General features: G+C 55.1%; 21 protein-coding genes, 1 tRNA gene and 1 pseudogene. 17 read left to right on the top strand and 6 right to left on the bottom strand.

All coding sequences use genetic code 11. The annotated features are described in order from the left end of the window. The 11 genes and pseudogenes from B4968_RS22245 to B4968_RS22200 all read left to right on the top strand — a co-directional run bounded on the left by B4968_RS22245 (window position 1) and on the right by B4968_RS22200 (window position 11,972). Window positions 1-1,086, top strand: a pseudogene (locus B4968_RS22245) (branched-chain amino acid ABC transporter permease). Further along, window positions 1,083-1,850: an ABC transporter ATP-binding protein gene (locus B4968_RS22240; protein WP_083101370.1), complete on the top strand. Its 768-nt coding sequence runs from the start codon at window positions 1,083-1,085 to the stop codon at window positions 1,848-1,850. Before B4968_RS22245 ends, B4968_RS22240 begins: the two are co-directional and overlap by 4 nt. Beyond that, a complete protein-coding gene (locus B4968_RS22235) occupies window positions 1,850-2,623 on the top strand; it encodes an ABC transporter ATP-binding protein (RefSeq protein WP_083101369.1) in 774 nt (257 codons plus the stop codon). Before B4968_RS22240 ends, B4968_RS22235 begins: the two co-directional genes overlap by 1 nt. An 11-nt stretch (window positions 2,624-2,634) precedes the next feature. After that, entirely contained in the window at window positions 2,635-4,530 is a 1,896-nt protein-coding gene (locus B4968_RS22230) for an AMP-dependent synthetase/ligase (RefSeq protein WP_083101368.1), read from the top strand. Between the two features lie 47 nt (window positions 4,531-4,577). Further along, window positions 4,578-5,753 (top strand): ABC transporter substrate-binding protein, encoded by a 1,176-nt coding sequence (locus tag B4968_RS22225; RefSeq protein ID WP_083101367.1) that lies wholly within the window; start codon window positions 4,578-4,580, stop codon window positions 5,751-5,753. A 216-nt stretch (window positions 5,754-5,969) separates the two neighbouring features. Continuing rightward, window positions 5,970-6,890 carry an MBL fold metallo-hydrolase gene (locus B4968_RS22220; protein WP_083101366.1) on the top strand — a complete coding sequence of 307 codons (921 nt, stop codon included), beginning with the start codon at window positions 5,970-5,972 and terminating at the stop codon, window positions 6,888-6,890. A gap of 223 nt (window positions 6,891-7,113) precedes the next feature. After that, on the top strand, window positions 7,114-7,863 hold the full coding sequence (locus tag B4968_RS25985) for a hypothetical protein (RefSeq protein ID WP_338153336.1): 750 nt from the start codon (window positions 7,114-7,116) through the stop codon (window positions 7,861-7,863). Next, on the top strand, window positions 7,860-8,771 hold the full coding sequence (locus B4968_RS25980; RefSeq protein WP_338153335.1) for a tetratricopeptide repeat protein: 912 nt from the start codon (window positions 7,860-7,862) through the stop codon (window positions 8,769-8,771). The genes B4968_RS25985 and B4968_RS25980 overlap by 4 nt, the downstream gene beginning before the upstream one ends. 422 nt (window positions 8,772-9,193) lie before the next feature. Then, the gene (locus tag B4968_RS22210) at window positions 9,194-10,198 is read left to right on the top strand and encodes an NADPH:quinone reductase (RefSeq protein WP_083101365.1); all 1,005 of its coding nucleotides are present in this window, start codon (window positions 9,194-9,196) and stop codon (window positions 10,196-10,198) included. 104 nt (window positions 10,199-10,302) lie between these two features. After that, window positions 10,303-10,377 (top strand) — tRNA-Gln (locus B4968_RS22205). A 377-nt stretch (window positions 10,378-10,754) separates the two neighbouring features. After that, the gene (locus B4968_RS22200) at window positions 10,755-11,972 is read left to right on the top strand and encodes a site-specific integrase (RefSeq protein WP_139792986.1); all 1,218 of its coding nucleotides are present in this window, start codon (window positions 10,755-10,757) and stop codon (window positions 11,970-11,972) included. A gap of 102 nt (window positions 11,973-12,074) precedes the next feature. Here the strand turns inward: B4968_RS22200 and B4968_RS23625 are convergent, their stop codons facing one another. From B4968_RS23625 to B4968_RS22185, 3 genes are read right to left on the bottom strand one after another with little or no spacing between them, the layout of a single operon-like run. Next, window positions 12,075-12,242 carry a hypothetical protein gene (locus B4968_RS23625; RefSeq protein WP_161492647.1) on the bottom strand — a complete coding sequence of 56 codons (168 nt, stop codon included), beginning with the start codon at window positions 12,240-12,242 and terminating at the stop codon, window positions 12,075-12,077. A 10-nt stretch (window positions 12,243-12,252) separates the two neighbouring features. Continuing rightward, window positions 12,253-12,528, bottom strand: a complete 276-nt coding sequence (locus B4968_RS22190; protein WP_083101362.1) for a helix-turn-helix domain-containing protein — start codon at window positions 12,526-12,528, stop codon at window positions 12,253-12,255. Then, the gene (locus B4968_RS22185; protein WP_083101361.1) at window positions 12,525-12,749 is read right to left on the bottom strand and encodes a helix-turn-helix domain-containing protein; all 225 of its coding nucleotides are present in this window, start codon (window positions 12,747-12,749) and stop codon (window positions 12,525-12,527) included. Before B4968_RS22185 ends, B4968_RS22190 begins: the two co-directional genes overlap by 4 nt. Window positions 12,750-13,603: 854 nt before the next feature. On the opposite strand from B4968_RS22185, the gene B4968_RS22180 reads away from it, so the two are divergent. Further along, entirely contained in the window at window positions 13,604-14,206 is a 603-nt protein-coding gene (locus B4968_RS22180) for a hypothetical protein (protein ID WP_083101360.1), read from the top strand. A 350-nt stretch (window positions 14,207-14,556) separates the two neighbouring features. Beyond that, a complete protein-coding gene (locus B4968_RS22175) occupies window positions 14,557-15,234 on the top strand; it encodes a hypothetical protein (protein WP_083101359.1) in 678 nt (225 codons plus the stop codon). 110 nt (window positions 15,235-15,344) lie between these two features. Here the strand turns inward: B4968_RS22175 and B4968_RS22170 are convergent, their stop codons facing one another. Further along, window positions 15,345-16,232, bottom strand: coding sequence for an STAS domain-containing protein (locus B4968_RS22170; protein ID WP_139792985.1), 888 nt, complete (start codon window positions 16,230-16,232; stop codon window positions 15,345-15,347). A 109-nt stretch (window positions 16,233-16,341) separates the two neighbouring features. Between B4968_RS22170 and B4968_RS22165 the strand changes: the two genes are divergently transcribed. Together B4968_RS22165 and B4968_RS22160 are read left to right on the top strand one after the other, a co-directional pair. After that, window positions 16,342-16,932: a hypothetical protein gene (locus B4968_RS22165; RefSeq protein ID WP_139792984.1), complete on the top strand. Its 591-nt coding sequence runs from the start codon at window positions 16,342-16,344 to the stop codon at window positions 16,930-16,932. 92 nt (window positions 16,933-17,024) lie between these two features. Then, window positions 17,025-17,303 carry a hypothetical protein gene (locus B4968_RS22160; RefSeq protein ID WP_139792983.1) on the top strand — a complete coding sequence of 93 codons (279 nt, stop codon included), beginning with the start codon at window positions 17,025-17,027 and terminating at the stop codon, window positions 17,301-17,303. 656 nt (window positions 17,304-17,959) lie between these two features. On the opposite strand, the gene B4968_RS22155 is transcribed toward B4968_RS22160, so the two are convergent. Both B4968_RS22155 and B4968_RS22150 read right to left on the bottom strand, forming a co-directional pair. Beyond that, a complete protein-coding gene (locus tag B4968_RS22155; protein ID WP_161492646.1) occupies window positions 17,960-18,301 on the bottom strand; it encodes a helix-turn-helix transcriptional regulator in 342 nt (113 codons plus the stop codon). After that, window positions 18,274-18,855, bottom strand: coding sequence for a hypothetical protein (locus tag B4968_RS22150; protein WP_161492645.1), 582 nt, complete (start codon window positions 18,853-18,855; stop codon window positions 18,274-18,276). The genes B4968_RS22155 and B4968_RS22150 overlap by 28 nt, the downstream gene beginning before the upstream one ends. A gap of 743 nt (window positions 18,856-19,598) precedes the next feature. Between B4968_RS22150 and B4968_RS22145 the strand changes: the two genes are divergently transcribed. Beyond that, window positions 19,599-22,379, top strand: coding sequence for an AsmA family protein (locus B4968_RS22145; RefSeq protein ID WP_083101353.1), 2,781 nt, complete (start codon window positions 19,599-19,601; stop codon window positions 22,377-22,379). Between the two features lie 70 nt (window positions 22,380-22,449). Next, on the top strand, window positions 22,450-22,962 hold the full coding sequence (locus tag B4968_RS22140; RefSeq protein ID WP_083101352.1) for a hypothetical protein: 513 nt from the start codon (window positions 22,450-22,452) through the stop codon (window positions 22,960-22,962). The last annotated feature ends 31 nt before the right edge of the window (window positions 22,963-22,993 follow it).

Here is a 22,993-nt window from a genome sequence, read left to right as displayed (position 1 = left end):
ATGCGGATCCATTTCAAAACATCCTACGAACACGATATCCGGCTGTTCCCCGATCGCTGGACACTGGCGGTCTATGCAACACTTCTGGCTGTGGCCTTTGCGCTGCCCTACCTGCTGGATGACTTCTTTCTGGGCGAGATCACCAATGTGCTGATCTGGGCCATTGCCGGCCTTGGCCTGATGCTTCTGACCGGTCAGACGGGGCAGGCGAGCCTGGGACATGCGGCCTTTCTGGCGATTGGCTGCTATGCCAATACCATCCTGATCGAACAGGGCGTGCCCTTTATCATCGCCTTCCCGCTGGCGGGCGTGATCACCGGGCTGATCGGCGTGATCATTGCAATTCCGGTGTTGCGACTGCACGGGATCTAGCTGGCGATTGCCACCATTGCCCTGTCGGTTCTGGCCGATGACATCATCGTTCTGACCGAACCCTGGAGTGGCGGTGTCTCGGGCAAGTTCCCTGAGATGATCACCATCTTTGGCTTTGAGATCGAACGCTGGTCGATGCCATCGCGCTTTTACTATCTGGTGCTGGCCGTCACGATCATCTGCACCCTGTTTTATCGCAACCTGCTGCGCTCTCCTCTGGGACGTGCCTTTGCGGCAGTGCGCGACAGTGAGGTCTCGGCAACCGCGATGGGCGTGCATATCGCCCGCACCAAGGGCAAGGCCTTTGGCCTGTCCTGCATGATCACCGGCTGGGCCGGGGCCTTGATGGGATACTATGCCGGCAACTTCAACAACGAAACCTTCTCGCTGGTGATTTCCATCACCCTGTTGATGATGATCGTGATTGGCGGGCTTGGCTCTATCCATGGGGCCTTCTTTGGCGCTGTTGTTGTCGCCTTCCTGCCGCAGGCTCTGTCGATGCTAAAGGACACAGTTGTTGGCAGCGGCGTGGCTATTCCGGGGCTGGAGACCGGCGTCTTTGGTATGATCCTGATCCTGTTCATCCTGTTTGAGCCGATGGGCATCTACGGGCGATGGCTGAAGATCCGCACCTGGTTCGAGCTGTTTCCCTTTGCGCGTAAGGACATGTTCCGCCGCCAGAAATCCTACCTGAAGACGGAGCGTTTGAGATGAGCCTTTTGGAAATCAAAAATGCGACGCTGAAATTTGGTGGCGTGGTGGCGGTGAACAATCTCAGCTTTTCGGTTGAGGAGGGGGAGGTCTATGCCATCGTCGGCCCCAACGGCGCTGGGAAATCCACCGCCTTTAACCTGATCTCGCGCTTTTACGAGCCCTTTGCTGGCAGCTTCACCTTTGACGGCAACAACCTGCTGGACCGCGATGCGGATCAGGTGGCGGATCTGGGCATTGCCCGTACCTTTCAGAATATCGAGTTGTTTGAGCACGCCACGGTGCTGCAGAACCTTTTGGTCGGGCGGCATCGCCATCGTAAAACAACCATGCTGGAAGAGCTGTTCTTTACGCCACGGGTGCAGCGCGAAGAGAAACGCCACCGGGAAGCGGTGGAGGAAGTGATCGACTTCCTTGATCTGCAGCCCTTTCGCAACAAGATGATCGCCGGGCTGCCCTACGGGGTGCGCAAGGTGGTTGAGCTGGGTCGCGCCCTGGCCTCACAGCCGCGCCTGTTGCTGCTGGATGAGCCGGCATCGGGTCTCTCGGTTGAGGAAACACAGGATATGCGCTGGTGGATTGACGACATCCGCAAGCAAATGGGGATCACTGTTTTGATGGTGGAACATGACATGGGGCTGGTCTCTGGGGTTTCTGACCGCGTGCTGGCCCTGGCGGATGGCGCCAAACTGGCCGAAGGAACGCCGGCAGAAGTGCAGGCCAATCCGGCCGTCATTGAGGCCTATCTGGGCGCGGGGGCGGTGTAATGGGTGAACCTTTGCTGGAAATCAAAAACCTCGAGAGCTTTTATGGGCCGATCATGGCCATCCGGGGCGTGTCGCTAAAGGTCGACAAAGGCCAGATCGTCACCGTGCTGGGGGCCAATGGCGCCGGTAAGTCAACGCTGCTGAAAACCATCTCGGGCATTATGGATCCTGAAAAGGGCGAGGTGCTGTTCAAAGGCCAGCCCATTCAGGGCCAAGAGCCCCATCGCATTGTCGAACAGGGCATTGTGCATGTTCCCGAGGGGCGCGAGGTCTTTCCTCTGCTCACGGTGAATGAGAACCTCAGCCTCGGGGCCTATACGCGCAGCGACAAGGCCGAGATCGAGCGCGACCGCGAAATGGTCTTTGACTATTTTCCCATACTGGCGGAACGTCGGGATCAGGAGGCGGGTACCCTGTCGGGTGGGCAGCAGCAGATGCTGGCGATTGGGCGCGGCTTGATGTTGCGGCCACAGATCATGCTTCTGGACGAGCCGAGCCTGGGGCTTTCGCCGCTTTTGGTGCAGGAAATCTTTGCCATTCTGCGCCGTCTCAACTCTGAAGAGCATGTCACCATGATGCTGGTTGAGCAAAACGCCCGTATCGCGCTGGATCTCGCGGATGTGGGCTATGTGATGGAAATTGGCCGCATCGTGATGGATGGCTCTGCTGACCGCCTGATGGAAAGCGAAGACATCAAGTCCTTTTACCTGGGTCACCAGGAAGAGGGTCAGCGCAGTGAGAAACGCTGGAAACGCAAGAAAACATGGCGCTAGGAGGGGGAGAGATGAATATGCATGTCACAAAACAAACCGGGCCTGCCCAGATCGAGATCAATGGCGTTTCCTACAATGCCCAACCTGGCCAGCGTCCCATTCTGGTGGATGGCTGTGATACCATATCAAAGCTGTTTCAAACCCGCTGCATGGCGTTGCAGGACCGCACTGCGCACCGTGAAAAGGACATGGGGATCTGGAAATCCTACTCCTGGAGCACCTACTGGGAGCAGGCCAAATGGATTGGTCTGGGGCTGGTCTCATTGGGGCTGCAACGGGGCGAAGTGGTCTCGATCCTGAGCGAAGATCGCCGCGAATGGCTCTATACGGATATGGGGGTTCAGGGCGTTGGCGGCATCGCTTCGGGGGTCTATACAACCGATTCCGCCGCGCAACTGTCCTATCTGGTCAATGACAGCGACAGCCGGTTCCTGTTTGTTGAAAACGATGAGCAGCTGGACAAATACCTTGAGGTTGCGGGCGAGATGCCGGGCCTCGCCAAGTTGATCATTTATGACCGTGACGGGTTGCATGATCTGGATCAGGATAAATGTATCTTTATCGAGGATCTCTGCGCGCTGGGACGGGCCTATGAGGCAAAAAATCCCGGCGCTTTTGAGGCCGAGATTGCCAAATCAAAACCCGAAGACACCGCGATGCTGATCTATACATCGGGCACCACCGGCATGCCAAAAGGCGCAATGCTGGGGCATGAAAACGTGATGGCCTCAATGGAGTCCGGGGCGCGGGCTCTGGCCGTTAACCCCGATGACGAGCAGCTGTGTTTCCTGCCGCTGTGCCATATTCTGGAACGCAATGTCTCGGTCTATTTCCCGCTGGCAGCCGCCAGCACGGTGAACTTTGCCGAAAGCCCCGAGACGGTTTTTGACAATATGCAGGAGGTCTCTCCGGCGACGTTTTTTGCGGTGCCACGGGTCTGGGAAAAGATCTACTCGCGGGTGCTGGTCCTGGCCCAGGAGGCCACGCCGATTGGGCGCTGGGCCTTTGGGCGCGCCATCAAGGCGGGGCAGGCGCGGGCGGCCTATGTGATGTATGGCAAAGAACCCCCGGCGGCTGTGGCGGCCAATTATGCCTTTTGGGATTTTCTGGTGCTGCGCAATCTGCGCCGGATGCTGGGCATGGACCGGATGCGGCGTGGCGGCACTGGCGCGGCGCCGATTTCGCCGGAATTGCTGAAATGGTATTGGTCCATTGGCGTGCCTCTGATCGAGGGCTACGGCATGACCGAAAACGCCGGCATCTCTACCATCAACACGCTGGAACACAATCTGCCCGGAACCGTTGGGCGCCCTGTTCCCGGTGTTGAGGTCAGGATTGCCGAAGACGGCGAGATCCAGACCCTGGGCTACAACAACTTTCAGGGCTACTGGCGCAACAACGAGAAAACCGCCGAGACCTTTACGGCGGATGGCTGGTTGCGCACAGGGGACGTGGGGCGTCTGGACGACGCGGGCAACCTGACCATCACGGGCAGGATCAAAGACATCATCATCACGGCAGGCGGCAAAAACATCACCCCGGCCGAGATCGAAAGCCGGCTGAAGTTCAGCCACTACATTTCGGATGCGGTGGTGATTGGGGATCAACGTAAATTTCTCAGCTGTCTGGTCATGATTGATCAGGAAAATGTTGAAAAATTTGCACAGGACCGGAAGATACCCTTTAGTGACTTTGCGTCGCTCTGCGCAGCCTCGGAGGTGGTTGAGCAGATTAGCCAGGAGGTCGAAGCGGTGAACAAAGACTTTGCCCGGGTAGAGCAGATCAAGGCGTTCCGCCTGATCAATGTTCTGCTGACCGCTGAAGACGACGAGCTGACAGCGACAATGAAGTTGAAGCGCAGTTTCGTGGAGAAAAAGCACAAGGCATTGATCGACGACATGTATTGACGGCGTGGTCTAAACACGCTGCGAACCAATCCAGGGAGGAAATGGAAATGAAGACACTAACATCCAAGGTGATGGCAGGCACACTGATGGCGGGCGCGATGGCGCTTGCGGCGGGCTCTGCTGTTCAGGCTGAAAGCCAGGGCGTGACCGATAGCGAAGTTATAATCGGTTCTGTCAATGACCTCAGCGGTATCTTTGCAGCTGTTGGCGTTCCGGCCACAAATGGTGCCAATATGCGTTTTGCCGAGGTCAATGCGGCTGGCGGCGTGCATGGGCGCCAGATCCGCTTTGTGGTTGAGGACAACGGCTATCAGATCCCGCGTGCGATGCAGGGCTACAACAAGCTTTTGAACCGCGACAAGGTCTTTGCCATGTTGCTGTCGCTTGGCACCCCGATGAATATCGCGGGCTTCAAACTGCTGGACCCAAAAGGCATTCCAAATATCGGCCCGCTGTCCTCGGCGCGTCAGATGCTGCAGGATCCTGTTGAGAACAAATTCATCGGCTTTTCCAGCTACTACGATCAGGTGGATGCCGGTGTGACCTATCTGGCTGGTGAATTCGACGCCAAAGAAATCTGCTCCATGTATAACCCCTCCGATTTTGGCAAGGAAATCCAGGAGAGCGCCAAGGAAACATCTGCCAAGCTGGGCCTGAGCTATGCCGCTGAAACCAGCCACAAGCCAGACGAGCTGGACTTTGTCGGCTCGCTCACCAAGCTGAAAGCGGCAGGCTGTGACGTTGTTGCAATGGCGCTGGGCGTGCGTCAGGGCATTACCGTGGTTGGCACGGCCAAGAAGCTGGGTTGGAGCGACGTCAAATTCCTCAACACCTCTGCTGGCTTTCTTGACGTGGTTGCCGCCGTTCCTGGCGGTGTGACCGAGGGCTTTATGCGGCTGCCGGTTGGGTTTGACCTGATTGCCCGCGCCAAAGACGAGGCTCCGGCCAAGTTCATCGCGGATTATGACGCCATGTTTGGTCAGCCTGCAGGTGGCTTTGCCATGTTGGGTTATTCGGCCGCCGATACCGTGGTGCGCGCACTGGAAGCCGCAGGCCCCGAGCTCACACAGGAAGCCTTTGTCAAAGGTATGGAGACCCTCGACTACTTTGATGCCCTGACCGATACCAAGATCTCGTATAGTGCTTCGGATCACCGTGGTGCCGATGATATCGTGATCTCGGTTGTCGAAGGTGGCCTGTGGAAAGAGCTGAGCCGTCAGTAAGCTGCGACGCGTCAAACGGACCTTTCCCTGACGGGGGAGGCGGCGCGGAATCTCAAGGGGCCCGGTGCACAGCGCGTGCAGCGGGCCCTTTTTGTGCTGTCAGCTCTTTTTGAACCGCGTCGTTTGTTCCCTTTGTATATTAGGTGGATTTGGTATAAATTCGCATGTGAGAATGTATCTGGGGCATCATCCCCCCAAAGCCACATGAGGGAAGATATGAACGTGAAACGTCGAGACGTCATTGCCGGTTTGAGCGCCAGTCTGGTGCTGCCGTCTTATAGTTGGGCAGGCGCTGAGGCGGCCGTCAGCAGCCTCACCCTAGGGGAGATGCAGCTGCAGACCCTCTCAGACGGACATCTGACCCTGCCACGCTCTATGCTGTTTGCCGGTCTTGAGCCGGAAGCGGTTGACCAGATCCTGCAGGCACAGGGCATCGCTGCCGGGCCGATGCAGCCGCCGATCAATGTGACCCTGATGCGGCATCAGGGGCGGGTGGTTCTGTTTGATACCGGATCCGGGCCTGCCTTTCAGGCGACAGCGGGTCGGTTGAGCGCCGCGCTGGACGCTGTTGGTGTCGCCCCGGACGAGGTGAGTCACGTGGTCTTTACCCATTGCCATCCGGATCATCTTTGGGGCGTTCTGGATGACTTTGACGACCCGTTGTTTCCGAATGCGGACTATCTGATGGGGCAGGTTGAATGGGACTACTGGTTTGATCCCGATACTGCCGCAATTTCTGGCGACCGCGCGTCGATGGCCGTCGGGGCACGCCGACGCATGGAGATGCTGGAAGACCGTATAGCCCTGTTCAGAGATGGTGAAGAGATCCTGCCAGGGGTTGCGGCCCACGCCACCTTTGGCCACACGCCCGGGCACATGTCGTTCGAATTGCGCACAGCTAACGAAAGCGTTATGGTCGGAGGAGATGCCATTGGTAATCACCACGTCAGCTTTGCTGAACCTGGCTGGCCCATTGGTACGGATCAGGATGCGGAGGCGGCGGCTAAAACCCGCATTCGCCTGCTGGATATGCTATCGCACGGGCACATGCGCCTCATTGGCTATCATCTGCCACAGGGCGGAATTGGGAGGGTCGAGCGGCAGGGAGACAGCTTTAGGTTTGTGTCTGAAGGCTAGATTTTGATTGCCGGGAATCTAGGTGGTTAAGTCCCTGGATTCCCCTCACTTAATCAGCTGCCTCAGAGATCTGATTCTTATTCACCAAAAGGTTGCAAAATAGTTAATTCGCCTGCGAAACCTGAGAATTATTTTTATTTGATTACTTAATGCACATTTCTGTTTACAATTTTCAGAAGTATTGCTGTAATTTGATCGTAGAGTAATTGGTTTGAGGTGTGATATGGGTGTGTTACTTCGGTTGGGCCAGTCTGGGGCCTTTAGTGTTGCCAATGGCAATGGTACGGGAATCCCCTTGGGGGCTAAGCATCAGGCTCTACTTGCTTTGCTTTGCACCGCTGAATCCGGGGTTCGAACACGCGCATTTCTGGAACAAACTCTTTGGAGCCTGGCGCAGCCTGAACAGGCCAAGGCCAGTTTGCGCACTGCGCTCTCTACACTGAGGCGTCATTTGGGGCCGGTGGCAGCCGAAGTCATAAGTGCCAACCGTGAACGCGTCATACTGGTCCTGAACCAGGTCGCCTTTGATGAATGTGCGCGCAGTGCGGAATTCATGGAGGGGTTTGAGCTGCCCTACGAGGGCAATTTTGCCCGCTGGTTGCAGCAGACCCGCCTTGAGTTTGAGAATAGATCCGCCAAAAAGAGCAATGGCCTGCTTGCGGGGCGACGCCTGCGGCCTGAACCCTTGTTGCCATTGATTGCGGTGTTACCCTTCGTGCAACTTGCGCCCGGAGAAGACGCATCCCCGTTGGGATCCCTGATTTCAGAAGAGCTGTCGCGCAGCCTGGCGCGCAGTCAGGCCTTTACCGTGACGTCCTATTTGGCCTCCCGCCAGTTTGATCTGACACGGGTGCGGCCCGCTGAGGTTTCCGCTATTGCGGGTGTGAAATACCTGGTGTCCGGATCTGTGCGGGCCAATGGGCAGAAATTGTCAGCAGAGATTGAACTTCACGACGCGGAGGGGAGCAGGTGATCTGGTCCCGCCACTTTGAAGGTCCGCTGTCCGAGTTGATGGCGGGTGAAAGCCGCGCCCTGTGCGAGGGGACCCGGCAGATAGGCCAAACCCTTGTCGGCGAGGCGGTTCGGATTGCAGGATTTAAGCCCCTCTCCAGTCTGGAGGGGCATACGCTTTTGATGGCGGCGATTTCGATGATGCAGGAAATGACCCCGGACCGCTTTGGCCGGGCGCAGGAGATTTTGAAGGTTCTTCTGGACCGCGACCCGCAACACCCGCTGGTTCTGACCTGGATGGGCTTTTGGCATGTTTTGCGGGTGCAAAAAGGCTTCTCCAGCAATCGTCAGATGGATACAGAACTGGCCGATCAATTTGCCAGATCCGCCCTGGTTGCTGATCCCTCCTTTTCTCTCGCGCATACCCTGAAAGGCGTGATCTCCAGCCATCTGCTGTTTCATTTTGATCAGGCGCAAAACTCCTATGACATGGCGCTGAAGGATAACCCGAACGAGGCTTTGGCAATCTTGCTGAAGGGGGTGACCTGGGCCTATCAGGGGCGCACGATAGAGGCGGTTGAGCTGACCGATGCAGCCCGCAGGCTGACCCCGCTGGGGCCGCAAAAATACTATTTTGACTCGGTCTCGGCCTTTGCCAATCTCTCGGCGCATAACTACGACCGCGCCATTGAGCTGGCCGAGCGCTCACTGCAGGCCAATGCGAGCTATCCTGCCAGCCTGCGCACCAAGGCCATTGCGCTGCAGCTCTCTGGTCGTGCTGGTGAGGCCCGCGAGGTGGTGCAAAATCTGATGGTGGCCTCGCCCAAGTTCAACCTGACACAGTACCACCAGGAACACGCGGCTGCGGCCCCACAAGCCGGCGATGAATGGTCTGATGCCCTGAAACAGGCAGGGGTGCCTGCGGCCTGACCTCGCCCCCTGAGGTCACCATGTTGGGGAGCTCTGGCTGGCCTGAAACTGCCTGACCAGAGCGTGGCTGGCCCGAGTCTGGCTGGCCCGCGTCTGGCTCTCCCGCGTCCGGCGGGCAGGGGCGCAGGGCGGGGGCAATTCGGACAGGCAGATTTTGACCTCCTGCGGCTAAGGCGTGCGGCTAAGGCAGGCTGTTTTCATATGGCCGCCGCTGCGCGCGGTGGACTTGCTGCTCTGGAAGCAAAACGAACGTGGCGTGGCCCTGTCTTGTCTCTGGCGGTTTTGTGGCAGCCGCTCTGTCCTTCTCGACATTCACCTGTATTCTGACGCCTAAGCCCGCAGGCGTCGCGCTGGCCGCTTGTCAGCCAGAGAAGCGCGGATGTCGGTGGGTTAGAAACAGACCTCACAAGGAACGAGCAACAATGAAAGCCATCACCTACCGCGCCTTTGGCGCCGCTGCAGAGGTATTGCAACTTGAGGAGATGGCAAGCCCCGTCCCCCAGCCAGGAGAGGTTCTGGTGGATGTGGCCTTTACCGGGGTGAACCCTTCGGATGTCAAAACCCGCACACGGGGGCAGCCGGGTCTGCAGGGTTTCCCATGGGATTTCATCATTCCCCATAGCGACGGGTCAGGCGTTATCACTGCCGTTGGGCAGGGCGTCTCCAGCAACCGTATTGGTGAGAGGGTCTGGATCTGGAACGGTCAGTTTCGCCGCGCCTGGGGAACTGCGGCCCAGCAGGTCGCGCTCCCCTCGGAGCAGGCGGTCACGCTGCCGGATGAGGTGAGCTTTGAAGTGGGGGCCATTCTGGGCATCCCTGGCCTGACGGCCTGTTATGCCGTTTTTGGTCATGGGGAGGTTGCCGGGAAAACAGTGCTGGTCCAGGGCGGCGCCGGCACCGTTGGTATTCTGGCGGTGCAACTGGCGAAATGGGGCGGCGCGCGGGTCATAGCGACCTGTGGCGCTATGGGGGCCGAGCGGGCGTTGTCTGCGGGCGCAGACGCGGTGCTGGATTACCGCGCCAGTGATCTTGCGGCGCAGATCCTATCTGCAAACGACGGCAATCCGGTGGATCTGATTGTTGAGGTGGAATTCGGCACAAATATTGCCACGGATGCTGAAGTCATTGCCGAGAACGGCCGTATCGCGGCCTATGGATCAGCGCGTGAGATGTCTCCAAGCCTGCCATTTTTGCCACTATTGTTTAAGGCGGTGACGGTTGAAATCATCTTGGTCTACCTGCTGACGCAGGAAGAGAGGCAGGCGACGATTGCACGTTTGCATAGGGCGTTGCAGGCGGGGGCTCTGACTTTTGAATATCGAAAAGTCTACCAGATATCAGAGGCTTGTGCCGCCCATGAGGCAGTAGAAGCAGGGGCACGACAGGGCGCTGTCCTGATCCAAACCGGGGAAAATGGATTGAGCTGAGAGTGATTTTTCGGGGGAGGCAGTGAGGCGAAGAAAAAGTTCCCACTTTTTCCACAAAGCCTCTTGCGCCCCCCCGAAACTAGCACTAGAACGCGGCTCACTGATGGGGTGTGGCCAAGTGGTAAGGCAACAGTTTTTGGTACTGAAGATCGTAGGTTCGAATCCTACCACCCCAGCCAAAGTATAAAAAGCCCGGCGCTCTGAGTGCCGGGTTTTTTGATTTTTAATATCACGCTTTCAAGGGCTTACCTAAGCGGCCCTACCTTGAGCGTTGATTCCTAAATCAAAATCCATCAACATTTACATCAACAAATTCATCAACATTTATCCGGGGCAGCTCTTGATGGGCTTACCGGTGGGCGGTTTGTGTAGTGATGTTAAGCAGTATGCCTCGATTGGGTTTGACCTCTTTTCTCAAGAATGTGTTCGGGGTAGTTTTTACGGTCTGCGTTTTTGGGCTGGGGGTGCTGATGGTTTGCTCCATGTTATATACTGTCGCAAGGCTTTCTGGCGTCCTATGGGCTGTCTCCACTCTATTTGAGATTGTGGCCGGTCTATGGGGATAGTTTCTGTTCGTGGCCGTTTCTATTGGGTGAAGCGCGTGCCAAAGCGGTATCGGGGGCTTGTCGTCGGTGAGGATGGAAGGCCCATAGAGCAAGTGCGCCAAGCCTTGCATACTGATAGCAAGGTGGAGCCCCTCGCCAAGGCGGCGCAAGTGGAAGCTGCCCGATTGGCCGAATGGGAAGCCCTGCGCCTTGGAGACAGTGAAAGTGCGCGCAAAAATTACTTGATCGCCCGGAAGCTGGCCGAGGCAAGGGGGCTTTCCTACAAGCCCATAGATGACCTGGCAGCTGGTGATATTGTGGACCTGGTAAACCGGGTTTTGTCCTTGGCTGATGGCCGCAGTTTGACAGAGCCAACCGTGGTCACCAAAGCTATCCTCGGCGCAGCACCAGAGACCTTGCCAACCCTAAACGAGATCCTGGAAGACTATTACAGTCTGACCAAAACCCGCCATCTGCAAAAGTCCGATGCCCAGAAGCACCGCTGGAAGTTGCCGCGCGAACGGGCGGTCAGGAATTTTCTTGAGGTAACCGGGCGAAAGGATGCGAAGGGGGAGCCTATTCCCGTTCCAGTGGACAAAATCACCCGTGCCGACGCACTCAAGTTTCGCAAGTGGTGGTCTGCCCGCGTAGAGGGGGGCATGAAAATCGAAAGCGCCAATAAGGATTTTGGCCACCTGTCAGAAATCTATGGAACCTGGGCCGAACTAACTGAAACTGAGATTTCCAACCCCTTTGCCAAGCTACGCCTTGAGGGCCGAGACGAACGCGGTGTTCCGCCGTTCACGCGTGACTGGATCGCGCATAAAATTCTGGCCCCAGATGCTTTCTCGCGGCTCAACGATGAAGCGCGGGACGTATTTCTTATGATGATCAATACAGGGCTGCGGCCAAGTGAAATCACCGATGCCCCCCTGGAAGATTTCGAGACAAGCAATAACATTCCGTTTTTGCGGGTTGCCGCGCATGGCCGGGAATTGAAGGTGGCTCATACTAGGCGGGAAATACCCTTGCTGGGGGTTTCACTGGAGGCGGCGCGCCGGATCGTTCAGCGTGGCGGGATCTGCCGGTATCGACACAAGGCAGGGGCCTGGTCGGCGGCGGGGAATAAGTACCTCTCTAACAACGACCTGAAAGAGTCGCCGTTGCACGCCGCCTATTCCCTGCGCCACCACGTGGAAAACCGCGCTTCTGGCAGCCGAAGTGGATGACCGGGTGAGAGCTGACATTCTGGGGCACAAATACAACCGACCGCGCTATGGAGACGGTGGGGCGCTGGAAGGGCGTCGGTTGGCATTGGAAAAGATCGCACTTTAGTGAGTGATTGAGGCTTCATCAGCAATCAATGCGAGTGCCCGGTTGAAAGCCTTTTTGCGTTCTTCCTGTGCCTGCACCTCTTTTTCCAACCTGACAAAGACAGGCAGGAAGACTTCGCCATCTCGTGCAACTATTTTTGCGGCGACCAGAAGGGCGGTGCGCATGCGTTGGGCCTCATTCTGCATGGTGGGTCACCGGCTGGCCTGGAAGGCTCAACTTGCGAATAAAGGTCTGGAAAGCCATCCCTACTATTCGGGCAGCTTCAACCGTGTTTCCCTTGGCTTTGTTTAGCGCGCAGCCAAAGCTGCGGCGTTCAACCTCGCGGTCCAACCCTTCACAGATTGCCAGCAGAACGGTGTGACCACTTGCAACGATAATCGCTGGTTTCTGGTGCGCCCTTCTGAGCCGTATTTCTGATATATTTACCAAAAAATTGACCGTCGCCTTCATTCCAAGTGAAACACTGTGTGAATACTGTAAGTCCGCACCCTTCGCCGGAAGGTTTCAACGGACATGCCAGCGCATTTTGCCGCCTCGGCCTTATTGCCCCCGGTCTTTGTCAGAACATGCGAGAAATACCCTGCCTCGACCTCTTTGGTAATATCCGACCAGGTACGCGCGGCCAGATCTATGGACATAAGTTCTTGTTTCTCCGATACGATCGCTTCCATTTTTTCACCCTCCTAGTCCGCGTTGTCTGCTGCGTAGTCCTTTCAAATTCATCAAGCGCGGCAAGGGCTTGGTAGAGATACCCATGTACGGGGAGAAACATCGTGCCGTGTCGGTCAACGAGCTGCACCGCGCGGTCCAGCGCGCAATTGATATGACCGCGCGCGATCATTTCCGGGGCGCAAGGCGTTAAGAGTTCACGTTGAGGGGAGTGAGCGGCGCACATAGTACGCCTGTGTGTTTTGCTTGGTCATAGCTGACCTCCGTGTGCGTTCTGCAACATCGGCCTGCCAAGTTGGCAATCCTGGGTAGGCCGGACGAACGGGGTTACCAATACCGCCACACGGAGCGGCCCGCTGAAGCGGCCCCGAACGCCCGAACCCATAGAAAAACCGCGCAACAATGGCGCGGTTTGGACGCCGTGTAACATGCGGGGTTCCAATCCCGGCAACCGTTTTTTGCGGCTGCATAAGAAAATTGCCACAACTCCCATCGCAAATCAACTGCATGACCTTCCCCTCACAATAAACAGTCCGATAATTTTGACACCCTTTCTGGTTGTTAAATGGTGCGGGAAACAAATTAACCAATTTGGAATGATACGTACCAAGCGGCGCAACAACTCTTATTACCCCGAAACAACTAGTTTTGCCGTCTTTCGGTCAATTGCGAGGGAATTACCCAAATATGAGAGAATTCTGATGCCTTGCGAGTATGAGTCACAGATGTTGTGCGTGGCAGTGAATATAGTGTGTTTGTGCTTTAATTATATGCACTTGAACAACACCATTCGCACTGCCAATAAAACACCATTCGGATCACAAAGGGGTCATTCTTGCAAAAGGAATGACCCCTCATGTTGTCAAAACTCAAAAATCCCGCGCTGTTGCGTTTCCTAAGCGCAATCCAGCACCATACACCCAAGATCAAAGATGAGGACGAAGGCACTCGCCGCCGCTTGGTCTTTGTGCCCTTTGACGTGAACCTGCGCAGCCTGCCGCAGGACAAACAGCGTTCCCAAGGCGAGGTTGAGGCCGAATTACGCAGGGAAGCCAGCGGCATTCTGAATTGGCTGATCGAAGGTTTTCAGGACTTCCTGCGACGCGGCGTCGCCCTGCCCGAGCCTATGACCCGTCTCAAGATCCAATTGCTTGAATCGGCTGATCCCGTCGGTGTGTTTCTGACTGAAATGACCCACAAGGACGCCAAGGGTCGCCTCTCTGTCAGTGAATTTTACAAGGTGCATGAAGCCTGGTGCGAACAGGAAGGCCGTCAGCTTTTCCAGATGAAAACCGTGGGCGATATCATGGTCGAAAAGGGTTTTGAGCGTGGCCCAGTGCGTGGGAGATCCCATTGGAAAGGACTAAAATGGGCGCCAGATGCCGCCGACCTGGTGGAGCGCGTCACCGGCAACAGACCAAAAGGCGCGCCCCCGGCTGAGAAAGGACCGGCGTTTTGATGCCCTTTTGCCTTGTGCCCACTACCTCTGCCAACCCCGCGCCCCAGGTGAAACAGGCGCGAAAACTCACCCAACGGGCCAATCAAAGCAGGGATTAAGCGGTCCCCGCCGTGGTCCGGCGGGGAAGACATAGGAGAAAAGCCGCAATTTCGGCGCAAAGCCTTCACCCTCTTCACCCCCAAAATCTCCCTTTTTTTCCCTTCTAACTAATTGAAAAAAAAGAGAGGAGTGAAGAAGAAGAAGAGGGTGAGGCCCGCGCTATAAGTGCAAAAAACTATGTATCGAAAAAAATAGAAAACAATGGGGAGCGGGTTACCCGTCGCACCCCGCCACCCGGAAAGGAAAGACTCATGGCCAGAAAGCGCAAAACCCGAGCAACACCAAAAGTCACCCTGCCCCCCTTTACCTGGGACACCCATGCGAAACTGGCTGATGGCACAGTGACCCGCCTGGCCAGACCTGACATCGAAACGGCCGAGATTGAAACCGGACCCAGCCAGAACGTGGATGGTCAGGTGGTGCTGAACCGGGCAAGGGTCTGGCGCGTCAAGACGCCCACCACCCTGCGCATCCTCAACCCGGCCTCGCGTGCCGCAGTTTTGGAATATGCAGAGGTATTCGAGACCGTGCATTCATCGGGTGGCACCAGTGATCCAACTGGCGGCACGGGTGGAAGCGGTGCACGCGGCCCCAGCCTTCGCGCCCTCACCGCCGCAACGCGCCTTCGCCAAATGAATGCCGCACTTGCTGATGGCGAAATGGTCGTCCCACGAAAAGACGCCCGCCGCCTGCGCCGCTCTGATGGTCTGGCAAGGGTGAGTTTTCGCCAGCTTGCCCAATGGGTGGCAGTCGATAAGCTGAGCCGAGCCGAGATGCTGCAGAATGCCGGTGCCGCCGCATCCAATGAAACCGCGCAGGACGCCGCCACACTGGCCATAGTCGAAATGGCGCAATGCCTAGTCCTTTGTTGCGGCTACATGCAGGCACCGACCCCATGCACAAATCTGCGCAACAACCCGAAACCCTGATGTATACCCCTCGGCATCGTCGAAGAGCTGCGCAAAATCGCAATATCCGTGAGGGAGGTCCGATCATATCCCGCACCATGCCCTGCGTTGCCATCAATCCGCTGGAACTTTTATTCCGGGAGTTTTGAGTTTAAACGCCAAAACTTGGACACCCAAAAGCTAACAAACATCTTAATCAAAACAAATAGTGCACACATCGCCGTAACGAAACCAGTCAATGCAAAGGCGTAAATCGTATTGACGATAGGCTGCGATGCTTGGCTCCAAAAACCATACGGGCTTTCTTCAACATCGTACCTTACCCTCAAATCCTTCGGAACACCCGTTAGGGAGAAGTTTTGAAGAAACTTCCCTTCGTTCTGCGCGCAGTGATCATAGGTGTACAAAACAGCCCTATTTTTTGACTTTGCTTCAAACCGATGCACAGCATCATCTCTAGAATTTTCTGATCTGGAAAACTCCCCAAGAAACATCTGACCTTCCCTATCGTTTATATCGCGATATCTACCTCCAATTACGCCCAAACCAGAGTAAGACATTGAAGCTTCTTGGTCAAAGCCAACATCATCCAAGTGAAGATCAATGTAATACGAACATGAGAATTGGGAAATTATTGGATACAACTCCAAACCAGCTAAGCCATATTCCTGAACTCCCGATTCTTTTATCCCTGAAATCGCCTCTTTCATAATTTGATCTTGCAGCTCCCCACCTTCCCAATAAGAGTAATGTATTATCGGAAGCCCTATTACAATTAGGGAATTATCGTTACTTTCACTATTAAACCTGCTGAACGCATAGGCCAACACTGTGAGGCAAAGCGATGTCAAAAGTGCAGACACAACATTCATACTTATTGTTTGCAAGCTATTTCGCATACAGCGGCATTCTCCTGATTGAACAGGACCCGAAAAATTCGCTGCCTGAGCAACTTTAAGTATTGCAGGACCTTCTCTTGCTTTCAACCATATCCCCATGTCTGATACGTTGTGATCCAAATGGAAATGAGCCTTCAATCCAACCTGCGCGAAGTTGAGCGTGATCTATCGGACTCGGCTCGGATGCAACTACCGTTTGCCACCTCCGTTGCCCTGAATGACACCGGAAGTGGATTTGATAGAGCTGAACAAGTGCCATATGCGCCAGACCTTCCACAATCCGACGCGCTGGACGCTCAACGCCTTTTACTTTCGCCGCGCAACTAGACGGTTGCAAATCAAGATCCAGCGTAAGTTTGCAACCGTCCGTAAGGACTACCTCTTGCGCCAGGTGGAAGGCGGGCCGAGGCACAAGACCGGGCTGGAACGTCTGCTGAATGCGGGATACGTTGTGCCAACCAAACATGCCCGCAATAACAAGCACGGCAATGTCTCGCCAGGGCAGATCCAAAAGGTATTGTCCGGCCTCAAGGCCCAGGGCGATGCCGCCCAGAATGAGCCCAAGACACCTCCCGGACGTAAGCGGCGATCTAATGCGGCGCGCTACTTTACTCCACGGGCCGGTGGGCGGATGACACCGGGCATTTATGAGCGCAAGGGCCGCAAAGCCCCCCAAAAGATCTTTGCCTTCACCGATAAGCCCCCCAGCTATCGCAAGGCCTTCAAGTTCTACCCGAAAATAACCGCCGCACCGGCCCCGCCGCTTCCCCGCCATTTCTATCGCGCCCTGGCCAGGGCCTTCGCCACCCGCCGCCGCTAGGCCCTCCAAATACACTCGCGGGTCCTTCTGGCACCTTGCCACGTGGGTATATTCGCACCCCGGTGTTTTGGGCGGTGCGGGATTTCCGAAAGGTGGCTTTTTGGGTTGGGGTTGTTGTTATGCCAGAGGATGAAACACCGCCAGTTCCTGAGTTAACGCCGCTGGCCGGTGAAGAACGGGCGTTGGTCAAAAACACCCCATGCCCAAAGACGTCCCAGATCCCAAAGGGTGTGCCGAATGCAGAGGTGAACAAGAACCTCTTGGGCGCGGCGCTGGATGTTTCGACCACCACGATTGACAAATGCTTGTCTACCTGCGCTTCAAAAATGCTTCACTTCGGCGTTTCGATAACCGCGATTGGAATTGGATGACTGTGGGCGAGCATTGCGAGATCAATACGCTGCAGGTTCCGGCCATCTGTTGAGTTGAATATCTGGGTAAAGTGATGTTTGCTACGCCTTGGCAATGCGCTTGGGGGACCTTCACCGCCCAAGGATATCCAGCGTGATTGTCTTCCTGACTTTTTTGTAAATAGGCCCATGAACAAGCGCTATTTGGGCTTGTGCGGCGGTCACCTCGCCCAAGTGACTTTGCGTTTTGCATGGCGATTGGCGTAGAACATTCCCTTTGATTATAGGTATCGAAGTCGCCAACTAATTTCCTCCAAAGGATTTGCAATGCCCTCAAGGCGCACAATAGCTTTGCCTTGCAGAATTCCGCGTATTTGAGCTGTCTCAGCTCCGAGTTTCGCGGCAAGGTCTTCTGGAACTGGCGCTTCTAATTTCATTCTGATGTTCCCATTACTTGCCGCGCGGAACCGGTCTGCAAGTGGTTTCAAGACTGGATTGTGATGACTTGCCATTAGCGCAGCCTGAAACATGACGTTCAGTAGCAGTCGCCTTTACGCAATCAGCATCGTGCTAGAAACCGGAGCGATCCCAGCACGGATCGTAGGGTACAAGCGGTGAAATGTCCTTAAGCGCTGGCGCCAGACAGCGTGGGCCTTTTGGGGGTCGTTTGCGTCAGATCAGGCAGTACATTCCCGACAGGTCACCTCACGGCGATATCTACCTGGGCTGATCCCAGCGTAACGCCGAAAACTGCGTCCGAAATTCGACTGGTTTTCATAGCCAAGCGTCATCGCCACGTCGACCAGCGAAATGCCCGGCTCCCTCAACATCTCGCTCGCTACTTCAAAACGGGTGGTTTCGATCAGCTGTCTTAAATTCACACCATGGTTCCGCAGTTGTCGTTGCAGCGTTCTTGGACTTGTTCCGGTGATTTCGGCGAGGACTTCTATTTTGGGTGCTACTGCACGCAGATAGGGGCGGATCAGACGTTTCAGATTCTCGACCCCGTCCAATTCCACGGGGGTGCGCGGGTCTGGCGCTTGTGGCGCCCCACAAGCGATCTTGCTGGCCGCAAGAACCGACAAGGGCATGATGATCGACGTGCGGGCCGATCGCTTGCGGAACCGTGTATTCGGGTTGGCTTCGCGCGCTTCATCGCAGACGCTGAAATCAGCTTGAACCTGATCTCGTCAGGGGACCAGTTTTCACCGGTGATACTGCGAACCAAATCAATCAAAACCATAACCTGGGTCCATTCCGAGATGTGAATGCCGTTCAGCCCATCGGGAGCAACGGCGTCGCAAAAGACCTCAGCGCGGCCATCCGATTTGATAACACCAATACTGACATCGGAATCCTCCAGTTTAGACAGGCAGGCGAAGCGGTCGAGACGCGCTTTAACAGTGGACATGGGCTGCAAGGAAGCCAGCAGTTCAGAGCTGAAGGTCGAATATGAAAACTGTTTGGCCCAAAGCCAGCCCAGGTCATCGAGACCTTGGCGCTTTTCATTTTCAGAGAGGAATTCCAGAGCAAGGGTATTGCTGATAAGATCTTCTGGCATTTCCTCGACCATTGTCGGCAATTTTGCTTTTGCCAACTCCCGGGTGACCGGGGCGCCAATATCGCGCAGGACCTCAATGAACGGTATCAGGTAGGCCGCTCGGCATGTCGAAATCTTGTCCATCTCCCCCCCCAGGGCCACTTCGCAACCTATGCACCAAGTGTATCGAAGTCAATTTTACAGCGCGAGATGCCGATTTTGGTTATCACGCGCCACTCACTGCATTTGATTGGCAAGGCGCATCCGGACCGAAAATCCGTGTACAATTGCTCGATAGTTAGAGAATGAGTATCAGATACTAAAAAAGTAAAATTGATCCAGAACAAGGTTTTTAATCAAAATTTGGACCATGGAATGCGCAGTCTGCAATGCCGACAGGACTAAAAATCCCGGCCCGAGCGATGTCGCCACTGCTTGGGGGGGGGGCACCAGATCGCTTCAACGTCTGTTGATGGAACAGGAACGACCTTTTCCCAGATACTCGAACGATCCAGGCGAAAAAGCCCCCCGCCATGCATTGACCGGCAATAGTAGGGGGCTGGGTCGCAGACCAAGTCCTGTCGCCTTTGCGTGTAAACTCGTTGTACTGCTGCATCACATGTGGATTGATGGCACGAAATTCCGTCAGCAAAAGGGGAGAGGCGTGGCATGATTTGCCAAGGTACCCACTGTAGTCCCAGTCGATCGTCCTTGGCGAAGCGAGCCTCTAACTAGCATAATGATGGATCGGTCAATACTGAAGGAAATGGGTCACTATGCTAAAATGGTTTAAGAAAATCTGCATTCTGACTGCTTGCCTATTGGGACTCGGATTTACCGTTGTCTGGCTTGGGCTCTCAACATCGTTGCTCGATTCTCCTCGTGGCCATCTGGTTGCAAGGATGGTTACGGCAAAAACTGGCCAAACCGTATTCATTCGCGACGGCGTAAATGTGGATCTAGGCTCTGTCATCAAAGTGTCTATTCGCGGCCTCGCAATTCCGAACCAATCCCCAGCTGAGGTCAACCTCGCCGAAGTTGGGGACCTTCATTTTGACGTAAGCCCAGGTGACCTGTTCAAAGGCATTCTCGACCCTCAGAATATCCGAGTAGCCAGAGCACGGATTGCTCTACTGGTTGATGAAAAAGGGGAGGCATCCTGGCCTGTCTTTGAGCCAGAAAATTCCGATATCAAAACGCCTTCAGCTGGAAAAGCAACAATTCAAGCTGAGCTGAATGGCTTTCTTACAAGTCACAAAGTCGAATTTATCGACAGCAATTTGATCTACAAAAATGCCCTGGACGGGTTAGATCTTGACCTTCACCTTACCTCTCTGAGGATAGGGAATGTGGATCAAAGTGTGCCTCTGGCACTGCGGGCAGATGGCCGCCTAAACGGACAAGACCTTTCCCTCACAGGGAGCTTTTCGCCGGGGGATCGGTTTGCGCTCAATGCCGAATTCGAAAAACTAAACCTTCAGGTTGATGGTGTGTCGGATCAGACTGGGATCACCGGTTCTGTCACAGCCAATATTGACGAGGTGGGGCAACTGTTGGACCTGCTCAAGCTGAAGAGTACCTTGACGGGGACTGGCCGGATAAGCGCAAAATTCAGTACAACAGACACCAGTAAACGCATCGACGACATTAAGGTACGCGTAGCACTTGATGGCGGGCAATCGCTTGAATTGACTGCGGATCTTGGGGAGCTTGGCAATCCTGATGATGTCAGCGTTGACACCAAGATCAGCTTGTTCGCCCTTGATGACCTCCCGGCACCCGCCCGCGCGCGCCGGGACCTCAAATTGACCGGGATTGATATGCAGCTGATCGCCCAACCCGGTGGGATCCCGAAACGGCACATGGTGATCGCAACCAATGGCTTTGTGATAGATACACACGGTGAAGGCCCTCCCCCGATTGTCGTCTCGGATATTTCCCGCTCACCAGAAGGGCAATTGAAGCTGGGCGCCGTCGAGCTACGCATTGGCCCGCCCCAAGCCCCCTTTCTTGTGCTTGAAGGGAGCATCGCAGATGCCCTGCAACTGGAGGGAATTGACGTTGAGGCAATACTGGATGTCCCGGCAGCTTCTTTGTTGGCTCCTGAATTGTTTCAGACCTCACTTGCGCTGGGAAAAGTGTCAGGCGGGTTCAACTTGAGTGGCACTGGCCAACAGCTAGAACTTTCGGACCTGAAAGCTATGTCTCAAAACACCGATCTATGGGATTTAAACGTTTCAGGGTCGATTGAAAATGCAATTGATTTTAACGATGTATCATTGGACGTCACAGTTGAGGTTCCTTCGGGGACGGCGCTTCTTACCGCCCTAGACCTTAAGCCCGTTGAAATCGGGCCTGTTCACCTGGATGCCACATTGGCAAGTGAGGGATTGTTGTGGGATGGGGATGCTACGATCAAAGTCGAACAATCGCAGCTCGAATTTTCGGCACAGCTCGATCTTGATGAAAGCCACCCATTTTTGTCGGGACGAATTGATAGTGATCTGATCCGGGTCGACGACCTCCGGCACATTATTGCCTCGGCGGTGCAGCTTGGGAAACTGGATGATCTGGATCCAGAGGCAGTTCAGAACGCAGCATCGATCCAGAACCTGCCAGAACATGGAAATATTGTGCAGCCTTTGGTACTTAAGGATCCAAACCCGTCAGCCACGGGTACGTCAACAGGGACGACGGAGCCTTTGTCGACATCGGATAGTACACTCGAAAAGCCCGGTCCCTTTCAAAAAGTTACCCTGCGACCGCTTGGCCAGGCGATACTGCTGTCTGGCATGGATTTGGACGTCAAGATTGATCTGCACAAGATCGAAGGCAGGCGGGGCGAAGTCAGCCTGCAAAGTGATCTGGTAATGAAAGATGAAATGGCACAGCTGGGGCCAATAAATTTCGAAATTGGCGGGGGCCACTTTGACATCACCGCCTTGGTGAATTTGGCCGAGACTCCAGAGGCCCTCCAGCTGTCTGGATCAACTGGCGGCTGGAATTTCGCCGATATTTTGCATGAGTTGAAATTTGACAAGGCTGCCAGCGGTATCCTGAATGCCCGCTTTGACATATCTGGCAATCATTCTTCGATTAAGGAATTTATTGCCACTATGTCAGGCGGAGGCTTGGTGACGATGAGAAATGGCAGCATTGACAATCAACTTCTGGATTTGGCCGGTCTAGGTATATTGCCCTGGCTGTTTTCAAAAGACCGGGGTGTCACCGCCCCAATCGTTTGCCTACGCATGCCCATCAATGTGGCAAATGGGACCATCGGCACCAAACAGGCGGTTGTCGAAACAGACTTGGTACAAGTTGTGGTGAATGGCAACGTCAACATGCGACGTAAAACACTGGATGTCGCGGGCCAGCCCCGCAAAATAGGCAAACCACTATCGCGGAGCCCATGGCCATTTACCGCCGCTGGGCCAATTGCAAAACCACAGATCAAATTAAAAGACGGACCGCGCCGCATACACCGCGCGGATGGTGCATCCAGCATGCCCGAGAGACGCAGAAAATGTGTGCCTGATGTTCTGCAACTTCGGTAGGCGACGACCAGTCGTCTTGCCCAAAATCAAGAACCGAGAGATTTAACTCATGAGAACAAAAAGATATTTTATGTCTGGCGTCATGATGGCAGGTGTCGTGTTCGCAAACACGCAAATCGCAGCGGCCCAGAGCCAACACGAAAAGTGGGGTCGAGCGGACAGTTGGACCATACAGATCGACCCGGAGGTTGGGAACGGCTGCTACATGGAAAAAACCTTTGAAGACGGCACCCTTGTACAGATTGGTTTTGTTCCGGACAGGGAGGGCGGTTTTTTTGCCGCGTATAACCCAGCATGGACCAGTTTAGAAGACAAGGTCACTGGCACCCTGCGGTTTGATTTTGGCGCAACACTCTTTGGGGGAGAGTATATCGGTGTCGTCACAAAAACCCACTATGGCGGCTATGCGTTTTTCAACAATCCAAAATTTGTCACCGAACTCGGTAAGCGGAACGAGGTGATGATTTCCGGCAGCAATGGTTCTGCCTTGAACCTTAGCCTTAAAGGAACCTCAAAGGCCATAAATGCCGTGCGCAGTTGTGATGCGGAGCAAGTCGGCCTGAGAGACGGTGACGCGGGTTAAAGCATCTCACCATTTAGCTATTCCGCCTGCA

Origin of the sequence: Pseudophaeobacter leonis, from assembly GCF_002087335.1 — a bacterium.
GTDB classification, from domain to species: Bacteria; Pseudomonadota; Alphaproteobacteria; order Rhodobacterales; family Rhodobacteraceae; genus Pseudophaeobacter; species Pseudophaeobacter leonis.
Note: the sequence above shows the minus strand (reverse complement) of the source record. Positions and strands in the feature narration are given on the sequence as shown.